17 protein-coding genes and 3 pseudogenes are annotated in these 19203 nt (G+C 67.4%); 10 read left to right on the top strand and 10 right to left on the bottom strand.

Annotated elements, in window-relative coordinates; translation table 11 throughout:
• Window positions 1-694: 694 nt before the first annotated feature.
• The 3 genes and pseudogenes from ABD901_RS59555 to ABD901_RS45330 all read right to left on the bottom strand — a co-directional run.
• Window positions 695-1303: pseudogene (locus tag ABD901_RS59555) on the bottom strand (AfsR/SARP family transcriptional regulator); the annotation flags it as partial.
• Window positions 1304-1580: 277 nt separating this feature from the next.
• Window positions 1581-1973 carry a hypothetical protein gene (locus tag ABD901_RS45325; RefSeq protein WP_345137715.1) on the bottom strand — a complete coding sequence of 131 codons (393 nt, stop codon included), beginning with the start codon at window positions 1971-1973 and terminating at the stop codon, window positions 1581-1583.
• A gap of 3 nt (window positions 1974-1976) precedes the next feature.
• Complete coding sequence (locus ABD901_RS45330; RefSeq protein WP_345137717.1) at window positions 1977-2333, bottom strand: hypothetical protein; 357 nt, start codon at window positions 2331-2333, stop codon at window positions 1977-1979.
• A gap of 239 nt (window positions 2334-2572) precedes the next feature.
• Between ABD901_RS45330 and ABD901_RS45335 the strand changes: the two genes are divergently transcribed.
• Window positions 2573-3046 carry a hypothetical protein gene (locus ABD901_RS45335; RefSeq protein WP_345137719.1) on the top strand — a complete coding sequence of 158 codons (474 nt, stop codon included), beginning with the start codon at window positions 2573-2575 and terminating at the stop codon, window positions 3044-3046.
• A 397-nt stretch (window positions 3047-3443) separates the two neighbouring features.
• Here ABD901_RS45335 and ABD901_RS45340 read toward each other — a convergent pair whose 3' ends face one another.
• A complete protein-coding gene (locus ABD901_RS45340) occupies window positions 3444-4094 on the bottom strand; it encodes a TetR/AcrR family transcriptional regulator (protein WP_345137721.1) in 651 nt (216 codons plus the stop codon).
• A gap of 260 nt (window positions 4095-4354) precedes the next feature.
• Here ABD901_RS45340 and ABD901_RS45345 point away from each other — a divergent pair, with 260 nt between their 5' ends.
• The 5 genes from ABD901_RS45345 (at window position 4355) to ABD901_RS45365 (ending at window position 8840) form a co-directional block, all read left to right on the top strand.
• Window positions 4355-4759, top strand: coding sequence for a YybH family protein (locus tag ABD901_RS45345; RefSeq protein ID WP_345137723.1), 405 nt, complete (start codon window positions 4355-4357; stop codon window positions 4757-4759).
• A gap of 307 nt (window positions 4760-5066) precedes the next feature.
• Window positions 5067-5984: an NADP-dependent oxidoreductase gene (locus ABD901_RS45350; protein ID WP_345137725.1), complete on the top strand. Its 918-nt coding sequence runs from the start codon at window positions 5067-5069 to the stop codon at window positions 5982-5984.
• Window positions 5985-6056: 72 nt separating this feature from the next.
• On the top strand, window positions 6057-7001 hold the full coding sequence (locus ABD901_RS45355; RefSeq protein ID WP_345137769.1) for an NADP-dependent oxidoreductase: 945 nt from the start codon (window positions 6057-6059) through the stop codon (window positions 6999-7001).
• Window positions 7002-7075: 74 nt separating this feature from the next.
• Window positions 7076-7471: a GNAT family N-acetyltransferase gene (locus tag ABD901_RS45360; protein WP_345137727.1), complete on the top strand. Its 396-nt coding sequence runs from the start codon at window positions 7076-7078 to the stop codon at window positions 7469-7471.
• A 106-nt stretch (window positions 7472-7577) separates the two neighbouring features.
• Window positions 7578-8840, top strand: a complete 1263-nt coding sequence (locus tag ABD901_RS45365) for an MFS transporter (protein WP_345137729.1) — start codon at window positions 7578-7580, stop codon at window positions 8838-8840.
• A gap of 277 nt (window positions 8841-9117) precedes the next feature.
• Here the strand turns inward: ABD901_RS45365 and ABD901_RS45370 are convergent, their stop codons facing one another.
• The 4 genes and pseudogenes from ABD901_RS45370 to ABD901_RS45385 form a co-directional block, all read right to left on the bottom strand.
• Entirely contained in the window at window positions 9118-9549 is a 432-nt protein-coding gene (locus tag ABD901_RS45370; protein WP_345137731.1) for a hypothetical protein, read from the bottom strand.
• 236 nt (window positions 9550-9785) lie between these two features.
• Window positions 9786-10174 (bottom strand): annotated as a pseudogene (locus ABD901_RS45375) (transposase family protein); the annotation flags it as partial.
• 249 nt (window positions 10175-10423) lie between these two features.
• Window positions 10424-11275 (bottom strand): alpha/beta fold hydrolase, encoded by an 852-nt coding sequence (locus ABD901_RS45380; protein WP_345137733.1) that lies wholly within the window; start codon window positions 11273-11275, stop codon window positions 10424-10426.
• 11 nt (window positions 11276-11286) lie between these two features.
• Window positions 11287-12120: an alpha/beta fold hydrolase gene (locus ABD901_RS45385; protein ID WP_345137735.1), complete on the bottom strand. Its 834-nt coding sequence runs from the start codon at window positions 12118-12120 to the stop codon at window positions 11287-11289.
• Between the two features lie 208 nt (window positions 12121-12328).
• Here ABD901_RS45385 and ABD901_RS45390 point away from each other — a divergent pair, with 208 nt between their 5' ends.
• Window positions 12329-15196: an AfsR/SARP family transcriptional regulator gene (locus ABD901_RS45390; RefSeq protein ID WP_345137737.1), complete on the top strand. Its 2868-nt coding sequence runs from the start codon at window positions 12329-12331 to the stop codon at window positions 15194-15196.
• A gap of 62 nt (window positions 15197-15258) precedes the next feature.
• Complete coding sequence (locus ABD901_RS45395) at window positions 15259-16425, top strand: helix-turn-helix transcriptional regulator (protein WP_345137739.1); 1167 nt, start codon at window positions 15259-15261, stop codon at window positions 16423-16425.
• A gap of 24 nt (window positions 16426-16449) precedes the next feature.
• Here ABD901_RS45395 and ABD901_RS45400 read toward each other — a convergent pair whose 3' ends face one another.
• Window positions 16450-16707: a hypothetical protein gene (locus tag ABD901_RS45400; protein WP_345137742.1), complete on the bottom strand. Its 258-nt coding sequence runs from the start codon at window positions 16705-16707 to the stop codon at window positions 16450-16452.
• A gap of 102 nt (window positions 16708-16809) precedes the next feature.
• Window positions 16810-17754: a sensor histidine kinase gene (locus ABD901_RS45405; protein WP_345137744.1), complete on the bottom strand. Its 945-nt coding sequence runs from the start codon at window positions 17752-17754 to the stop codon at window positions 16810-16812.
• A gap of 774 nt (window positions 17755-18528) precedes the next feature.
• On the opposite strand from ABD901_RS45405, the pseudogene ABD901_RS45410 reads away from it, so the two are divergent.
• Window positions 18529-18864, top strand: a pseudogene (locus ABD901_RS45410) (DDE-type integrase/transposase/recombinase); the annotation flags it as partial.
• Window positions 18865-18911: 47 nt separating this feature from the next.
• The gene (locus ABD901_RS45415) at window positions 18912-19169 is read left to right on the top strand and encodes a hypothetical protein (protein WP_345137745.1); all 258 of its coding nucleotides are present in this window, start codon (window positions 18912-18914) and stop codon (window positions 19167-19169) included.
• The last annotated feature ends 34 nt before the right edge of the window (window positions 19170-19203 follow it).

A 19203-nucleotide genomic window follows, 5' to 3' on the forward strand; every position in this document is an offset into this window, starting at 1 on the left:
GGGCCACCCGCTGCGCGCCGAGCCGCCCAGCGAGCAGGTCCCGGGCCTCCTGCCGGTCGAGCAGATCCAGCGGAAGCGGCACGGCGCCCTCGCCGGCGATCAGGCCCCCGAGGCTGTCGCGGCTGGTGACGACGACCAGGCAACCGGGCGCGCCCGGCAGCAGGGGCCGCACCTGCGCGGCGTCGCGGGCGTTGTCGAGCACGACGAGCATGCGGCGGCCGGCGATGGCGCTGCGGTACAGCGCGGCCTGCGCGTCCAGCCCGGACGGCACTCGGTCGGCGGGCACCCCGAGCCCGTCGAGCAGCACCCGCAACGCGTCACCCGCGGCGAATCCCGAGCCGGGCGGGCCGAAGCCGCGCAGGTTGACGTACAGCTGCCCGTCGGGAAACCGGTGCGCGGCCCGGTGCGCCCAGTGCACGGCCAAGGCGGTCTTGCCGACCCCGGCGGTCCCCGACAGCGCCGAGATGACGACGGCGACGCTGCCCCGCTCCGTGCTGGCGGCGAGGGCGTCGAGCTCAGCGATCGCCGCGCCCCGTCCGGCGAACCCGCGCACGTCCAGCGGCACCTGCGCGGGCACGGTAGGCGCTGGCGCGGGCCGCGGTCGCACCGTCGCTGGGTCGGGCTCCTCACCGAGCAGCAGCGAGCGGTGCAGCGCCTGCAGCGACGGTCCGGGGTCGGCGCCCAGCGCGTCGGCGAGGCGCTCGCGCAGACCGGTGTACACGTCGAGGGCCTCGGCGTAGCGCCGCTGGTCCCGCAGCGCCCGCATGAGGCGCTCGACGGGCGGCTCGGCGCGCGGATGCTCGGCGACGATGTCACTCAGCGGCCCGATCACCGCGGCGGCACGTCCGGCCGCCAGCTCGGCGTCGGCCCAGGCGATGGTGGCGTCCCGGCGCTCCTGCGCCCAGCGGGCACGCTGCGCGGCGGCCCAAGGGCCCTCGACGTCGGCGAGCGGTCTGCCCTGCCACAGGTCCAGCGCTGCGCGCGGGTCGGTGGCGGCCAGCCGGCGGAAGCGGTGCAGGTCCACAACGTCGGGTTCAACGTCGAGCAGGTACGCGCGGGACCGCCTGGCGATCGGCACGACGTGACGCAGCCGGGCGACGTAGACGTACACCGACTGGCGGACCCGGTCGGGCGGCTCGTCCCAGACCCGGTCAACCAGGTCGTCGACGGTGACCGGCGAGCCGGCGTCGACGGCGAGCACCGCCAGGACGGCGCGCTGCCTGGGGTGGCCGATGCCGGCCGGTTGCCCGCCGACGCGGGCCTCCACGGCGCCCAGCAGCCGGATCGCGAGCGGTGCATGCATCGCCGTTAAGCATTCAGCAAGGTTTCCGGCCGGGGCAACAGTGATCCTTGTCGCGGCGGGGCGCTCCGGCTCGCAACGGGGGGAGCCGGAGCGCCCGGCCTCCCTGCGCCGGCCTACCCGGCGATGAGCCCGCGCTCACGATGTGCGCTCCACGCCGCGCTTGTGGTTCACGTCTCCAATCATGGTGACGAGCTTGGGGCGGCGGGCCGGACGCGTGGATCGGTCGCCGGAGGTAACTTTCCGGGCGGGTCATCCTGGGAGGTGGGCGCTACGACCGTCAGGCGACGGCGATCCCGTACTTCACGGTGCTCTTCCAAGTCCCGGCGTACTCCCAGACCGAGACGGAGACGCGGGTCTCCTCCTTGAAGAGGTCGCCCTGGTAGACCGTGCAATTGCCGTCGTGGGACCGGTCGACGATGAAGTACTCCAGGTTGCCTTCGACATCCTCGACGGAGGCCGCGATGCCGCGACCGTCGCTCTTGTTGTCGCAGACGGTGATCTTCTCGATGCCCGGTTGGCCGTTGAGGTCCGCGTCGAAAAAGATCGCGCCGCCGTTGTTGACGGTGTACAGCCAGCCGAGGTTCGTGCTCGCCCCGGCCGGTGCGGCGGCGCCGGCGAGCACCGCGACGACAACGCCGCCGGAGACCGCAGCTCTACGTGTCCAGCGCATGGATCAACCACGCCCCGAGATCCAGCCGACCACCGCCACGGTCGGGAACTGGTCGGCGCCGTTGGCTCCGTTGCGAGCTACCACACGGAATGAGATGATCTTGTTTTTGCCTTCCGTGAAGTCGTAGTTGCAGTACGTCCAGCCGTTGAGCGCGCCGTTCGCGTCATGGCACTCGCCATAGCCGTCATCCGTCCGCCACTCGACCACGGCACGCAATCCGTCCTTGAACATATCATTGACGCCGATGATGTCGCCGTTCGAATAGAAACAGCTGTATCCGGCCCGCGCGCCGGGCTGCGTGCAGAACTCGGTCGTGGCCGCGTTCGCCGGCGATCCCGTCGCCAGCACCACGGCCGCCATTGACACGCTCGTCGTGCCGACCGCGGCCGTTAGACGTCGAATTCTCATTTCGCCCTCGCCTTCATTGAATTGCGTGGAACGATCGGATCGAGATTAGCGATCGTCGAATTGGTCGGCGGCGTGGCGCGGCAACCTTGAGGAAAAATTGAGGAGTGGAACGCCGCGCTTAGCTCAAGATTCCTTCAAGCATCGGCGTTGATGATTGACGGCTCGACTCGGTCGGCGAGATGTTGCCGGTCATGCCACTAGTGAATCGTGTCAAGGTGTTCCGGGCCGGGTTCGTCGCTCTGGTGGTCACGGCCATCGCCGTGTTCGCCGCGCCGACGCCCAGCATGGCCGGCGGAGACCAGTACTTCGTCGCATGTGAAGGCGTGTGGGCGTCATGCCAGACCGGCACCAAGGTCGCGGGCCCGGTCGGCGTGTGCCTCATGGCTGACGCGTACTACCACTCCACCATTGTCTGCATCGACTACGACGGCGACTACGTCTACGTCAAGGACAACAAGGCCGACGGCCAGTCGGCGATGGCAAGAATCGACAGCGACCGCGGCGACGTGCTGACCCGGTATTGCCGGAACACGCACGGCAACGGCACGTGGGCGCGGTGCAACTTCAACTGGAGCGAGGCCGGCGAGAAAACCGTGTACGGCGGCCACCTCATCAACTACGCCACCATGCCGGTGGACTACCTGTGGTCGTTCTCCAATAACTGACGTCTTCAGCAGCCGAGAGCGGTGGCCGCGACCGATCGCAGGTTCGAACGCGACGGACGCGGTCAGATACAGGTCGGCGAGTCCCAGTAGGGACTCGCCGAAGAGGATGCCGCACAGCGTGACCGCGTTGAGGTAGATGGCAGGGCGTTGTCGCGTTGTGGGATCGGCGAACGTGTTGAACCCCTGTCGGGGTCCGCGGTCAGATCGCCCGGGCGAGTTCGGTGAACGCAGCTACGACCCGCAGAGCGGGCGGGGCGTCGACGGCGGGTTCGTTGTGGCCGCTGTACGGGCTCTTCTCCGGCGGTCCCGGAGCTCTACTGCGTGCAGGACCAAGGCACCTTGTAGTTCGGGTGTCGGGTGCTCCGGCGCCGACAGCCGCACCCGGTGACCGGCGAGCTCACGGGCGGTGTGCTTCATCTTGCTCACGGGCGAGCAGACTCAGGTGTGATATGGCCATGTCGATCGCGGAAGCCATCGGTGTGACGTCGCGGGAGGTCTGCGCCAACAGGTAGCCGCCCTGGACAACCGCCACGAACCCCGTCGCAAGTTGGGCCACGTCGGCGTCCTGCGGAATGACACCTTCCTTCTGAAATCGGCGAAGGAGATCTTCGAAGAGTTCTTGCCAAGCCGTGAACAGGTCGTGCAGTTTCCTGCGCGCGACCGAGTCCTGATCGGAGACCTCGTTCGCCAGGGAGCCCAAAGGGCACCCGTACCGGCCCTCTTGCAGGGCATTGCGCGCGACCAGTGCATCCCGCCAACGTCGCAGGCCCGCGAATGTCCTCACCTTCTCCAGGCGATCTCGCTCACCGGTTATCGTTCGCTCGCCCACGAACTCGATCACTGCCCGGACCAGCGCCGGCTTGTCTTCAAAGTGTCGGTACAGCTGCGATTTACTGACTTGGCTCGCTGAGACGACGTCGTCCAGAGTCGTTCCACCGACTCCTCGCACGCGCATCAGTTCGGCGGCGGTGGCGACGATTTGTGACCTTGTCTTCGCGCCGCGCGCCGTCAACCGCGCGGCTGCGGCAGTCTGCGCGCTTTCCTCCACACCGCCATGGTACTGACAGGACCGCCGCACGAACCAGTGAACGCGTGCTGCCGTAGGACCCTATCTGGACGGTTGCGTCTCATTTGGTCAACCGGCGATGTGCCTTGAGGCATCCCGTCGGCCGTCGTGTGCATTCCCAACCCCTCAAAATACCGGCCTCTGTGGCCTAACTGTCAGGTGTCCGTTGCGCGACCCCGTGCTAAAGTGGACTAGTTCGTCCAGTTATGGGACCGTTCAACCAACCGAAGCAGGGAGCCAAAATGTCTGAGTCCTACTCACTCCCCACTGAACCCGAAGGCGTCGTCGCGTCGTTGCTCGAGCGATTCAACTCCGGCAAGGTCAGCGCAATGATGATCGGGTACGAACCGGAGGCCGTGTTTATCGCGAAAGACGGGCGAACCGTCACTGATCACACCGAGATCGCTGCCGAACTCGAGCGCGATCTCAGCCTCGGCCTACCGCTGGAGGCCAAGGCGCGCCATGTGTTCGTTGCCGGCGACATCGCCCAAATCGTGCTGGACTGGTCAATTGACGGCACAGGTCCCGACGGCAAGCACGTGCACCTCGGAGGCTCGGCAAGCGATGTCGTGCGCCACGGCGCGGATGGATTCTGGCGGTACGTGATCGACAATGCGCTCGGGACAGCGGTGCGACAGCCCGCCTGAACACGTGGCCGCCGCGTGGTGAAACTGCCCCTATCGCGGAAGATTCCACCGAAGGGACCAGGTGAGGTTCATCGGCGGTGAGGACGTGGTCGCGGACGCGCCCTGGGCCGACCAACTGGACTATCTCGTCCAGGTGGCGAGTCGGAGCGGTATCGAACCGCAAGCCTCCGTCTGCCATCACTGGCTTGATTCAGCGATACGTCCTCGTCTGACGGCGCGTCCTGGGAGTGATACGGTAGTGGACGATATCGTCCATAAAGCTGCCTAGCGAGTCTGGCGGCGAGAACTGGATACAGGGAGGTGCCAGATGAAGGCGATCGTGGTGATGGATGAGGCCGCGGGAACAGCCGGGATGACGCTGGCGGAGCGCCCCGAGCCGGAGGCGGCGGGGAACGATGTGCTCGTCGAGGTCCATGCCTCGGGTTTCACTCCTGGAGAGTTGACGTGGCCGTCGACCTGGACGGATCGCCTCGGCCGTGACCGGACGCCGTCGATCCCCGGTCACGAGTTGGCCGGTGTGGTCAGCGCTCTCGGGTACGGAACGACGGGGCTGTCGGTGGGGCAGCGGGTGTTCGGCCTCACGGACTGGACCCGCGACGGCACGCTGGCGGAGTACGCGGCCGTGGAGGCGCGTAACCTCGCGCCGCTACCGGGGGACGTCGACTTCACGGTGGGCGCGAGTCTGCCGATCTCGGGTCTGACCGCTTGGCAGGGACTGTTCCAGCATGGTCGCCTTCAGGCGGGGCAGAGCGTCCTCGTGCACGGCGCGGCCGGCGGAGTCGGATCGATGGTCACCCAGCTTGCGCGCGAGGCCGGTGCCTACGTCATCGGTACCGGACGCGCCGCCGACCGTCAGACGGCACTCGACTTCGGCGCGAAGGAGTTCGTCGACCTGGTTAACGACGCACTGGACGACGTCGGCGGAGTTGATCTGGTGTTCGACGTGATCGGCGGTGACATCGGGAAGCGGTCGGCCGGGCTGGTTCGAGCCGGAGGAACACTGGTGACGATCGCCGGGCCGCCGCAGGCGCGGCCCGCAGACGGCCTGGCCATCGACTTCGTCGTCGTGTCCGATCGCACCCAACTGCGTGAGGTCGTTCAGCGGGTGCGGGACGGACGTCTGCGGACGGTCATCGGCAACGTCGCGACCCTCGATGATGCCGTTGCGGCGTTCAATCCGACCGAGCGGGTCAAGGGAAAGACGATCATCCGCGTTCGCCCGTAAGGACGCGGAGACAACGGCCCACCCCGTTACGTCATCACGGGTGGGCGAGGGTTGTTACTGGGAGGTAGTCAGGTGAAAGCGATTGTGGTAACGGACCGGGCCGCGGGAACGGCGGGGATGACGCTGGTGGAGCGGCCCGAGCCGGACACAGCGAGGCTCGCCAGTCTCGAGGGCGCGAACTACGGCGATGTCGTCGTGGAGGTTCATGCGTCGGGATTCACCGGGAATGAGCTCGAGTGGCCGTCGACCTGGATTGATCGCCTCGGCCGCGACCGGACGCCGTCGATCCCCGGCCACGAGGTAGCCGGAGTGGTCACCGCACTCAGCTACGGCGCCGCCGGCTTGTCGGTGGGACAGCGGGTGTTCGGCCTCACGGACTGGACCCGCGACGGCACCCTCGCGGAGTACACGGTCGTCGAGGCGCGCAACCTCGCGCCGCTGCCGGGCGACGTTGACTTCACGGTGGGCGCGAGCGTCGCGATGACGGGCCTGACCGCGTGGCAAGGGCTGTTCGAGCACGGCCACCTGCAGGCGGGGCAGAGCGTCCTCGTGCACGGCGCGGTCGGCGCGGTCGGTTCGATGGCAACGCAGTTGGCACGTGAGGCCGGCGCATACGTCATCGGCACGGGGCGCGCCGCCGGTCGTCAGACGGCGCTCGACTTCGGCGCGCAGGAGTTCGTCGACCTTGACAACGACGCTCTGGAAGAAGTTGGCGGAGTGGATCTGGTGTTCGATGTCATCGGCGGCGACATTCAGCAGCGTTCCGCGCGTTTGGTTCGGGCCGGAGGAACGCTGGTGACCGTCACCGGCCCGGCGGAGGCGCGGCCCGCCGGCGCCGTGGCGATCGACTTCGTTGTGGTGTCCGACCGCGCCCAACTGGGTGAGATCGCCCAGCGGGTGCGGGATGGACGAGTGCGAACGAACATCGGCCAAGTCGCAACCCTCGACGATGCGGTCGCTGCCTTCAACCCGACCGAGCGGATCAAGGGCAAGACGATCATCCGCGTTCGCCCGTAAAGGGTTCGGAACACCGAAGCACAAGGACCAGCGGCCTCGGCCGGTGAACGTGCAATCAAGGAGGAGTACCCCCAATGACCGACGGGAAAGGCATCGTCAGTCAGGACCAGATCGCCTCTGTCGACGAGGTAATCGACGATCCCCACGCTCCCGCGTTCGACTTCGCAGTCGTCAACGACGAGAAAGCCGGCATCTACGAAGCCGTCTTCGGCGAGCGCGAGATTGCCGGACTGTCATACAACGTCGCCGGCGACGACCGCCTCGTCTTGCTGGCCACCTCGGTGTTCCCCGAGTTCCGCAAACAGGGCATCGCCAGCGAGCTGATCAGACGCGTCCTCGACGACGTGCGCGCGCAAGGCAAGACAGTCACCATCATGTGCCCGATCGTGCGCACCTTCATCGAGCACAACCCCGAGTACGCCGACCTCATCGACCTTAAGCACCCGGGAGCAGCCGAAGGTCGCCGATGACCTTGGTACTGCGCACCTGGCTCCCCAGTGTCGCGCTGGTCGCCATGTGGCGCATTCGCGGGCCGGTCTAGTTCAGAACACGAGAAAGATGCAGAACGTGGCACCTGTGATCAACCAGGTCAGCCGGCGCGGAACGCTCCGGCTGGCTTTCTTGTCCGCGGTGGTATCCCTGGCGGCCGTATTTGCCGCAGTGGGCTCGACGATCCCGCTTTTCAACATCTACCGGGCCGAGGACGGGTTCACCAACGCCGGCATCTCGATGACCGTCGTCGCCTACTCCGCCGCCACTCTCACCACACTGTTGATGACAGGACGGCTGTCCAATCATCTCGGCCGCCGGCCCACCTCGATCGCGAGCCTCGGACTGCTGGTGCTGGGCTGTCTGCTGTTGCTGCACGTGCACGACATCGGCATCCTGATCGCCGGAAGGCTCCTGATGGGCCTTGGGGCCGGGCTGGCCAGCACCAGCCTCACCTCCTACATCGTCGATGCCGCACCGGCCAGGCCGGCCTGGTTGGCCTCCGTCGCCTCCAGCCAGACAGTCATGCTCGGCCTCGCCGTCGGCGCCATCGCCTCCGGAGCCCTGGTCCAGTTCGGCCCCTGGCCACGCGAGCTCATCTATCTGGTTGCCGCCGGCCTCCTCCTCCTGTCTGCCGCACTCGTCGCTGTCAGCCCGGAGACTGCGACTCCGTCGCCGGGCGCCTGGTTGTCATTGCGACCCCACGTCCGCGTACCGGCCCGGGTCAGACCTCTGCTCCCCGTCGCAGCAGTGGTGTTCCTGGCCACCTGGGCGACCGGGGCCTTCTACCAGGCCTTCGTGCCGGCGCTCGTCGAAGATCAACTCCACACGCGCAGCCCGCTCGTCCTCGGGCTGGTGTTCGCCGCCTACATGGGTCCCAGTGCTCTCGGTGCTCCCCTCGGCGGCCGGTTCACATCCGCGGCCGCCCAACGCCTCGGCACGATCATCTTCCTGGCCGGATGGATCGGCATCATCACAGCGATCGCCACCGGCACATTGGTAGCGTTCATCGCCGCAACCATCGTCGCGGGCGCCAGTCAAGGCATCGCCATCAGCGCCGCCACCCGCGGCCTGCTGCACAGCAGCACCCCGGCCGACCGGGCACCGATCTTCAGCGCGATCTACCTACTCTGCTACAGCGGAGCGGCTATCCCTGCCCTGGCCTCCGGCCAACTTTCCAACACCTTCTCACTGCCGCAGATCGCCCTCGGATACGGCGCACTTGCCCTCGTCGCCACCGTGTTCACGGTCATCGCGGCACGCAGCCCACACCCCAACACAACCGGCAATAGCCAGCACATGAGTCATCATGACGAACCTCACCATCATCCAGACCTCACGCGACCCTGAGCGGGGTTCCGCCCGCGCTCGTCGATATCCGTCGTTGCCTTCGTGTTCGCGACGATCATCCGGCCCGCCACAGCACGGTATGCCCCCACGTCGGCGGGCTCCGGCGCGACAGCGGCAAGGCGAGGTCGGCGTCGACGAACGCGGCACCGTTGCCGCCTTCCACGTAGAGCCAGCACGTTCTTCGGCGGTACCCTCGACAGAGCCGAGATGGAGAGGGCCCGAACGGGGCTCTGCGGCAGCCCGCCCGGACCCCCCGTCTCATTGCGGGACGCCGCTATCAGGTGACGGTCGAGACCCAGCTGCTGTTTCGCACGATGTTGCCCGCCTCGTACACGGCGGCAGCGAAGTAGATCGTGTGGCCCTCGGTGAAATCCTTGTTGCACCAGCCCCAGTGGCCGTTGCCCCACTGGCTGACGCAGGTGCCCGACCGGGCTGAGTCGGCGTCGAACCAGATCATCGCGGCGGAATGGCCGTCGGCGCTGCTGTCGTAGATGTAGAGGTCGTCGCCATAGGGCTGGAGACAGGCCATCGCACCGGTGACGCTGACGCATTTCCGGTACCAGTCCGTGTCCGGCGGGTAGTCGATGCTCGCGGCGTGGTTGATCTCGCCGCCGTAGTATGCGGCGAACGCCGCCTGGGGAGCCAGTAGGGTCGTGAGCAGGCCGGCCAGTGCGGCCAGCCCGAGCAGACCCCGGCGCGGTATTCGCACGGTGGACCCTCCTTCGTGAGCGCAAAATCGGTACGCGGAAATTAGCAATTACCAAGGTGAATTTCGTAGACCACGGTGCGTTTTGAGTAAAAATTGAGTCGCGGGCACCCGTCGAGCGGGCGACGGTCGCCGGCCGCTGTGTCTCCGGGCGGCGACCCGCTGCCCAGCCTGCGGGGAACCGCAATTCCGGCACGGTCGTTGAGCAGGAAAAGGTGGCGACTTCGCGTGAGCCATATTCATCCTGCGTAGCGGCCGGTGTCGATGCGGTGCAGGGCGAGGATGGCCTGCACGATTGCGGTGGATCGGCGTGGGCGGCAGTGCGGCTTCGTCAGGATCTTCCAGGTCTTGAGGAAGGCGATAGCCCGTTCGCTGCAGGCGCGGATCTTCGCGTGTGCCGTGTTCACCGCATTCTGCCGGTGTGACAGCCTCGGGCGGTGATGGTGGCGTTTGAACGGTGTGCGCACCGTCGCGCCCGCGTCCTGTAGCCCTTGCCTGCGAAGGTCGTCACGGCGGCGCTGGTCAGCGCGTCGATGATGCCGTGGCTGCGGGCGGCCGTGAGGTCGTGGAACGCGCCTGGCAGCGCCGGCGACGCCCAGGTGAGGCGGCTGGCGGCATCCGAGATGACGCCGCGGACCGCAGAGCCGGCGACTTCGTCGAACATGACGACCGATTCCGGCCCGTCCACCGCGGCTCCCGTCGGCAGCCGAACGTCACGCTCGTACCTGGACGGCTCATGACGGGTGAGCGTCGGGCGACCGGATGCAGCGCAATCTACGTCTCGAGTCCGGGGCTGGGGTACCGGTTCGTAGGGGGCACTCCCGAGACTCTGAGGCGGTGGTCGCAGAAGCGCCACCACCTCAGAGCGTCGAGGCCGTTACGCCGTAGCGCGCGCGGCGGTCTCGATGAGCTGGGTGACCGCGTCCGGGGCGGTGACCAGCGACAGGTGTGCGGCGTTGACCTTGACCACGTGCGCTCGCGCGTGCGCGGCCATGGACAGCTGGGCCGCCGGGGGGATGACCTTGTCCTGCGTGCCGACGAGGTCCCACGATGGGATCGACGCCCACGCCGGCGCGCCAGATTGCTCGCCCAGCGCGATCAGCGAGGTCGGGCTCTGTGAGGCTGCGAGAACCGATACCTGCGACGCGGACAGCCCGCCACCCAGCGCCGCCGCGAACACGTTCGGAAGCAGGTAGGTGTCATAGATGCCGTCAGGCGCGCCCGGGTATGTCACCAGTTTGAACACCGATGCGGGGTTGCTGCCGGCCGGTGCGAGGACCGAGTCGGCGCTGGTCAGCCCGGCCACCGACTGGTTCGCATCCGGGATGTAGGCGTCCACATAGACCAGAGCCTTGACGTTGGCGTTGCCGGTGGCGGCGTTGGTGATGACGGCGCCACCGTACGAGTGTCCAACCAGGACAATCGGTCCCGTGATTCCGCTGAGGAAGGCACGCAGGTAGTCGGCGTCGCTGGACAGGCCTCGCAGCGGGTTCGGTGCCACAACGACGGGGTAGCCGTCGTGCTGCAGCCGGCTCACCTCGCCCGACCAACTGGACCCGTCGGCCCAGGCACCGTGTACCAGCACGACGGTCGGCTTGGGCTGGGCATGGGCAGGACTGGTCACATGGCTGGTCGAAGCCTGCGCGGTGCCGACCCCGACCAGGCCGAGCGTGAGCGCGGCAGCGGCCGCTCCTATGTAGATGGTCCGCCGACGGAGGGGGAGTTTCACTGTGTTTCCTTTCAGCCTTGGATAAAGTCGAGCAGGGCGGCGTTGACCTGGTCGGCGTGGGTCCACGCGATGGCATGCGGCCCGCCCTCGATGACGAGCAGCCGCATGTCCTTGATGAGTCCGGGCAGCCGCTGGGCGGTCAGCCCGATCGGCAGGATGCGGTCCTGGTCGCCGTGCATCACGAGGACCGGCACATCGATTTTCGGCAGGTCGTTGCGGAAGTCGGTGAGCCAGGTGGGGATGCACGCCACGGCGGCGATCGCAGACCCGGCCACGGCGAGGTTCCAGCTGGCCTGGAACACCTGGTCGCTGACCAGGGTGCCGCCGTAGGTGTCGAGGTTGTAGAAGTTTTCCAGGAACTGCTTGAGCCACACGTACCGGTCCGCCTGTGCGGCTTGGATGAAACCGTCGAACAGCGACTGTGGCGCACCCTCGGGGTTATCCGCCGTCCCAAGCAGGAATGGGGGGATCGGCGAGAGCAGGACAGCCTTGGCGACCCGCTCGGTGCCATACCTACCGAGGTAGTGGGTGATGTCACCGGTGCCCATCGAGTGCCCGACGAGAATGGCGCCGCGAACGTCCAGCTGCGTCAGAAGTTTGTTGACGTCGGAGGCGAACGTGTCGTAGTCGTATCCGGTCGCGGGTTGGCTGGAGTTACCCCATCCCCGCCGATCGTAGGTAATGACCCGGTATCCGGCCGCGAGCAGTTGGGAAAGTTGTTTCTCCCAGGAGCGGCCGCTGAGTGGGTAGCCGTGGCTGAGCACCACGGGCGTACCGCTGCCGTGGTCTTCGTAGTAGATGTTGACGGGGTTGGCGCCTTCCGAGCCAACCGCTAGGTAGGGCATGCGTACTCCTTCGGTTTCGACCCCCGGCGAGGGGAACCTGGCCGAAGGTACGGACCCTGGGGCGGTCGCCGAATCACTCGTGATGCGTAGTCTTCGTCGTCACCGGCGATATCGACCCGAACACGAGACATGGGAAATTCGGAGCTCCTCGGCGGGGTATCCTGGGAAGCGACGTTGCGCATTCATCGTTCCTACGTAGGGTGTGTTCGTGAGGGCGCCTGAACATGGGCAATCGGGTGAATCGCGGCCGCACTCCCAGTTCAGGGTGTTCGGCGGACTGCGCGCCGCCCGCGACGGTGCTGAGGTCGACCTCGGTCCGTGGCGCCAGCAGGTCATTCTCGCCATGCTCCTCGTCGCCGCCGGCGGCGTCGTCAGCATCGAGTCCATGGTCGACTGCCTGTGGGGCGAAAACCCGCCCGCGAGTGCTATCAACCAGATTCAGCGGCATGTCGGCCAACTCCGGCGGATTCTCGAGCCTGACCTACCGGCCCGCTCCAATGGGCGATATCTGTTGCCCGCGGGCACCGGGTACCGGTTCCTGATCGCGACTGAGGACTGCGACCTGGCCATGTTCCGTGAGCTGGTACGCCGGGCCCGCGCTGACGTGGCGAGTGGGAACACGACAGCCGGCGTGCGGGCGTATCTCACGGCTTTTGAGCTCGGGCGAAGTCCGGCGTTCGCCGGCCTTCCCGTTCAGACGCTGAATACGGCCGGGTTTGTGGCGGTCGAACGGGAGCGGATCACGGTGGCGGTCGCGGCGACCGATGCGGCGATCTTGAGTGGCATGGCCGACAGAGCACTGACACCACTGTTGATCATGGCCGAAGCGGCTCCGTTGGATGAGGCGCTACAGGCCAGCCTGATGCGCGCCCACCTCGCTACTGGCAACCGGGCCGAAGCCCAGCGGGTGTTCGAGCAGACGCGTCGGCGGCTTGTCGAAGAACTCGGCGTGGAACCGGGACCGCGGTTGCGCGACGCATACCGCGAACTGCTCGCGAGTGGCTGGACACCAGAGGATGAACAGGCACCGGCAAATGTACTTCGCCCCGCCCAGCTACCCCCACCTGTCGCCGGCTTCGTACGACGCAACGATGTGGCCGCCATTCTCGATGAGCGGTTGGCCGACACGTTCAGCGAGACGACGGTTGTCATCACTGCGTTGGGCGGCATGGGCGGCATCGGCAAGACCGCCCTCGCTGTCCACTGGGCGCACGAGATCGCCGACAAGTTTCCCGACGGCCAGCTCTACCTGAATCTGCGCGGCTTCGATCCGACCGGGCGGGTGATGTCGTCGGACGACGCGCTGTCCACTTTGCTCGCTTCGCTCGGTGAACAGGACACACCCGAGCAGAGCCTGGATGTGCGGGCTGCCCGCTACCGCACAGTCCTGGCCGGCCGTCGTATGTTGATTCTGTTGGACAACGCCCGCGACGCGGAGCAGGTCCGTCCGTTGCTGCCCGCTACCCGTGGAAGCCTGGTCATCGTCACGAGTCGCAACAGCATGGTCAGTCTCGTCGCTCGCGAAGGTGCCCGATACGTACAGCTCGACCGGCTCAACGAAGCGGAGTCGCACGAGTTCCTGGTCAACCGGCTGGGACGGGCACGCACGGACGCCGAAGCCGACGCGGTGCGTGACATCGTGACGGCATGCGCAGGCCTGCCGTTGGCACTGGCGATCGTGGCCGCCCGGGCCGCCCTCAATCCTCGGTTGCCGTTGCGCGTCATCGCGACCCAGCTGGCCACGCCTTCCGGTGCCCTCGACACGCTGTCCACTGTAGAACGGGGCGATGACCTGCGGACGGTGTTCTCGTGGTCGTACCACAATCTCGAACCAGACGCGGCCTACATCTTTCGCGTCCTGGCCGCACACCCCGGGCAGGAGATCTCACTCGAGTCGGTGGCGAGCGCGGCGGGAATCGACCGGACGAACACCCGGCTCCGGCTGGACGCGCTGGTAGCTTCGAACCTACTCGTGGAGTCGCGGCCCGGGCGGTTCTCTGTGCACGACTTCCTGCGGGCGTACGGCGGTGAAGTGCTGAACCGAGCGGGCGAGCGCGAGGCGGTCGAGCGCCGACTCGTCGTGCACTATCTGCACTCCGTCCACGCGTGTTACGCCAGGTACTGGCGACAGCCGGTCACGGTCCTCCCGGCCCCTGGACCGAACGTGTGGGCCGAGACGTGCCAAAGCCTGCAAGAGGCTCTCGACTGGTACACGCGCGAACAACCGGCGGTCTGGCCCATCGCCGAGGTGGCTCTGCGGCACGGCATGGTGCGGGAGGCAGCCCTCCTCGTCCTGGGTGTGGTACCGGGACTGGACCGGCCACCTCACGCGCCCGAGACGAATGTGACGATCGCGCAGCGCATCCTGGATGCCGCCCCAGGCATCGTCGAGCCCGTCGTCGAGGCTGAGCTCGAACGTTGCGTCGCGATGATGTCACCTGTCCCGGACGCCGTCACGCACATGCAACGAGCACTGTCCATCTTCGCGAGGATAGGCGATCTCGCCGGGCAGTCGAACGTCTCGCGCAACCTTGCCATGCGGAACATGGCGCAGGGCGATGCGGCGTGCCTGGCTCACGCCGAACGGGCGGTGGAATTGGCCCGGCAGGCCGGGCGACGCGATCTTCTGGCATCGGGGCTGCTGACGCTCAGCGAGATCCATCTGAAGTTCGAGCGCACCGAGCTCGGTCGACGGGCCGGGGAGGAAGGCTTGGCGATCGTGCGGGCGGACAGGCTCAACCATCTCAACATCTACTACGCGCGGTACGTCGCCGAGGCGTCGTGGAAGCTTGGCCGGCTCGACCAGGCGATTGAGGTGGCCGAATGGGGGCTCGCGGAGGCAGTCAGCGAATCAAACGGTCCCTTGTGCGCCACTGCCGCGATTCTCGCGAGGGCGGCCTTCGATCGCGGTGACATGGTCCGCGCCGAGCAGGCGTCCCAGCGGTTCGAGGCTCTCATCGCCGGTGACGGCTTCCACGAACTGGTCGAAATGTCCAGCGTCGAGGAGGCGGTGGGCTACCGGGACATGGTGGCGTACGTGCGGGCGCGGTTGAACCTTCTGGAAACACCGCCCTGATCCACGGTCGCCTGCACTGATTCTGCACTGCGTCCACACAGCGGTGCGATCCGATCTGCACCATGCGTGCAGATCGTTCTCCCCGGATTCTCGCCGAACTGTCGTTCGTGGCGGCGACGAGCGGGAGTCTGGCCGATGCGGAGGCATATGCCCGGCGCAGTGAGCGCGCCGCCAGGTCGGCCGGGTGGTCACAGGCGGAGCTTGACTCCATCGCGTGTACCCCGCTGCTCGCCTGGCGCGGTGAGGATGCGCGAACCATGCACGCGGCCCGGCGCCAGCGCGCCGCGGCCGCGGCGCTCGACGACGAGCCCGCCAGCCGCGCCGCCGCCCACGGACTGATGGTGATGCACCTCGGACGATCGCGCTACCCGGAGGCGTTCGCGGTCGCGCGCAGGGCGTGGGAACTTCACTCGGGCACAACGGGCAAAGCGCCTCTGGTTGTCATGATCGAGGCCGGCGTGCGCTGCGGTCGGCGCGCGACAGCGAAGGAAGCGCTCGCCCGGCTGAGAGAATGGGTCGGGCGCTGTACGACACCGCTTGCTTCGGCGCTGTCGGTTCGGTGCGCGGCGGCGCTCGCGGACGACGCTCGTGCGGCGGAGGCCCTGTACCACCAAGCGCTCCGGCTCATCGATGAAACCGAGACGCTGACACATCGGGCGTACACCCGGCTCGTCTTCGGTGAGTGGCTGCGCCGTCAACGCCGGCGGGCGGAAGCGCGAGCGTACCTGGCCGACGCTGTGGAGATGTTCACCGCCATCGGTGCTCCGGCGTACGGACAGCGGGCCGCGGCCGAACTCGCCTTGACGACGCGGCCGATCGACGAGGCCGGCAACAGCTTGCAACTGACCCCGCAACAGCGTCAGGTCGCCGAGCTCGTCGTGCGGGGCGCCACCAACCGCGAAGTCGCCACGCGTCTGTTCATCAGCGCGCACACGGTCAACCACCACCTGCGCGGAATCTTCCGCACGGTGGGCGTCACCTCCCGGCGCGAGCTTCGGACAGCTCTGGCGTCCCGTGCCGGCACAAGCCAATTAGGACAGTTCGCGGAACTGACCGGTCAGGAGCAGGCGGTCGCGTGTCGGGTTGCTGCCGGTGCGTCGAACCGGGAGGTCGCCGCCGAGCTCTTCCTCAGCCCGAGCACAGTGGACTATCACCTCCGCAAGGTCTTCCGCAAGCTCGGCATCTCCTCGCGCCACGAACTGGTACGGGTTGTAGCGAACGAGGTGTGAGGCTTCCGTTGTCCGTCGGGCTGGTCAGTGCCCCGGTCGCTTCGCGGCCGCGCCGATGACCATGGTTTCAACTTGTTCGACGTCCAAGTCTGCGAGCGTGGTGGTGGTGAACTCGTAGAGATGGGCGAGGCCTCGTAGCCAGACGGCTATGTGCAGGTTCGACGGCCCGGCGGTGGCGAGCGCCGTGCACGGCGGGGTGGCGCGCCAACGCGCGCCCGCCTCATCCAGTTGCGCGGGCCGTGCGCGCAGCCACAAACGCGGCAAACGCAACGCCCACGCCATCCGCATCGTCGCCCGCGCATGGATCCACAGGTCTTGACGATTCCGCCCCCTTGTTTCAGCGGCGCTTCGCAACCTGCGCCGGAACAGTAGGGTCGCCGGTGTTCACACGGGGAGAGGTTGCCCGTCGGCCGGCAGCGTGACCAGCAGCGACGTTCTGCCGGGCGCCGGGCCTGCCAGCCGCAGTTGTCCGCCGAGTGCCTCGACCCGGTCGATGAGGCCGACGTGTCCCGAGTCGAGGGCCGCGTCATCGCCGCCGGTACCGTCGTCGTGGATCGACAGCGCGAGCATTTCGCGTGTGGTCGCGGTGGCGGGGGTGACGTCGACGTCGACAGTGACGGCGGAGGCTTGTGTACGCTCCGCCACGAGGGCGAGCGCCTCGGACACGACGTGGTAGGCGGCTGTCTCGACGCTGCCGCAGAACCGGCGTTCGGATCGAACGTTGATGGTGACCGGTATGGGGCTGCGGCGGGCGAGCGTCTTGAGCGCGGACGGGAGGCCGCGCTGCGCGAGGATGGCCGGGTGCAGGCGACGGGAGATCTCCTGCAGATCCTCGTAGGCACGCGTCAAGCCCTCGATGGTCCGTCCGATCCGCGGCTTGAGCTCACTGTGATCGTCACCTATCAGCGCTTCCAGGGTGCGCAGTTCGAGGCCGAGCGAGACGAGGCGTTGCTGGACGCCGTCATGCAGGTCGCGTTCGAACCCGCGGCGCACCTCGTCGGCGGCGAGGACGATGCGGGCCCGCGACGCATTGACCTGCTTCCGGCTCTCGGCGTTGATGACGGCGGCGGCGACGAGGTCGGTGAATTCGATCAGACGGTCTTCGGTGCCGGGTGGTGGCGTGCGTTCGGACCACTGGATAGCGGCCTGCTCAGTGGCGGGCTTCTGCAGCAAGCCGGCCGGGTGCGGTTCGCCGGCAGGTACGTCGGCCGGGCACCGCTTCCCGGTGTGGAGTTCGTCGATCAGGCGGCGGATGACCCAGGTGGGCGCCGGTATACCGCAGTTCTGCAGTCCGTGGCTGATGAGATCCGTGAACTGCTGCAGGTTCATCGCGGCGGTGGCGTTCGCCTGCTCTACCTGGTCCATGTGGCACCCCGAGTGACGTCGGAAACGGTGGTCTACGGTCGAACCTAACTCAAATTCGACGAGCGATTCGACGCAACGCATGTAAGGTTTCAGGGTTTCAGCACAATCACCCGGATACCTCACCCGGGCTTGCGCGTGCTGTCGAAGCGCCGCGGTCGGAGGAACCGATATCGGCCGCATCCGCGACGCCCGCCCGGCAGGACCAGCACCGGCACCATCGGCCGATCCGCTGCGGGTCGACCGGCGCGTCAGGAGCTACGGCGCGCTCGTCATCGCCGGTCAGACCACACGGCCGGTGGCGGGCACGGCGGCGGCGACGCGCGGCTGGTCGCCGCGTTCGTCGACGCAGTCGCGTCCGACGATCCGAGCCGCGTGCTGTCCGGCGCTCGGGACTCGCTGCTGTCGCACCTGACCGTGTTCGCCGCCGAGGACGCCAGCCGCACCGGCGCGGTGGTGACCGTCCCCAACTGAACTGATCGCTGCTTACTGCGCACGGAATCCACCACCAGTCAGCCCAGGAGTGCGCTGTTGCATTGGAGCGTTCCCTGGTCGGGCAGGCTGGAGCAGTGAATCTCTCGAACCGCTGGCGTCCGGCCTTACCACCGCGGTCGGCGTTTGCCGGGTTCCGGTTGTCGCCGGACGTGATCGTGTTCGTCGTTCGGCTGTACCTGCGGTACAACCTGTCGTACCGCGACGCTCGCGGGTTCTTCCGCCGGGCGCTGGCCACGTTGAAGGTGACGCCCAACCGAGGTCGTTACCGACGCCGCGCAGGTCTACCCGGCCGTACTCGACGAGCTGATTCCGGCGGCGTGGCATCGCGTCGAGCGCTATACCAATAACCGGATCGAGGCTGATCGCAGCCTGCTGAAACACCGGCTCAGATCGATGCGCGGGCTTCGCGCCGACCGGACCGCGCAGACCATCGTGGCTGGACACGCTTTCATGCAAAACGTTCGCCGCGGACACTTTGAACTCGGCCTCGACGCACCACGCGGACTCCGCGTCGCTGCGGCGTTCACCGAGCTCGCCGCCGCGATCTCACGGTGGCCCGCGCGGGCACAACGCGTCTCCTGATCCCCAAATGCAACAGCGCCCCTGCGCTGAGACGGGACATCGACATCATGATCTCCGGCAGCAACGGTGGCGGAGACCTGTATGCCATCGCAACCGACGACGGGCCGGTGTTTCGGCTGCGGGATGCTGAGTACCTTCACGGCGTCTGCCACGGCACCGAGCGCGGCATCACCGTGGTCCGCGAGGGCCTCCATACGTTCCTCGATCACTTGCCCGCCGCTGTGACGGCTCCGATGCACAGCGTAGATTTGAGCGCCGCTCGTCTGCGCCGGAGGATTTCCGCGGAGTCGACCTGCGCCGGGTGATCCTGCCGAACGACCCGAACCTGCTGCTGGTCGC

The sequence above is a fragment of the Dactylosporangium darangshiense genome (genome assembly GCF_039537565.1).
Taxonomy (GTDB): Bacteria; Actinomycetota; Actinomycetes; order Mycobacteriales; family Micromonosporaceae; genus Dactylosporangium; species Dactylosporangium darangshiense.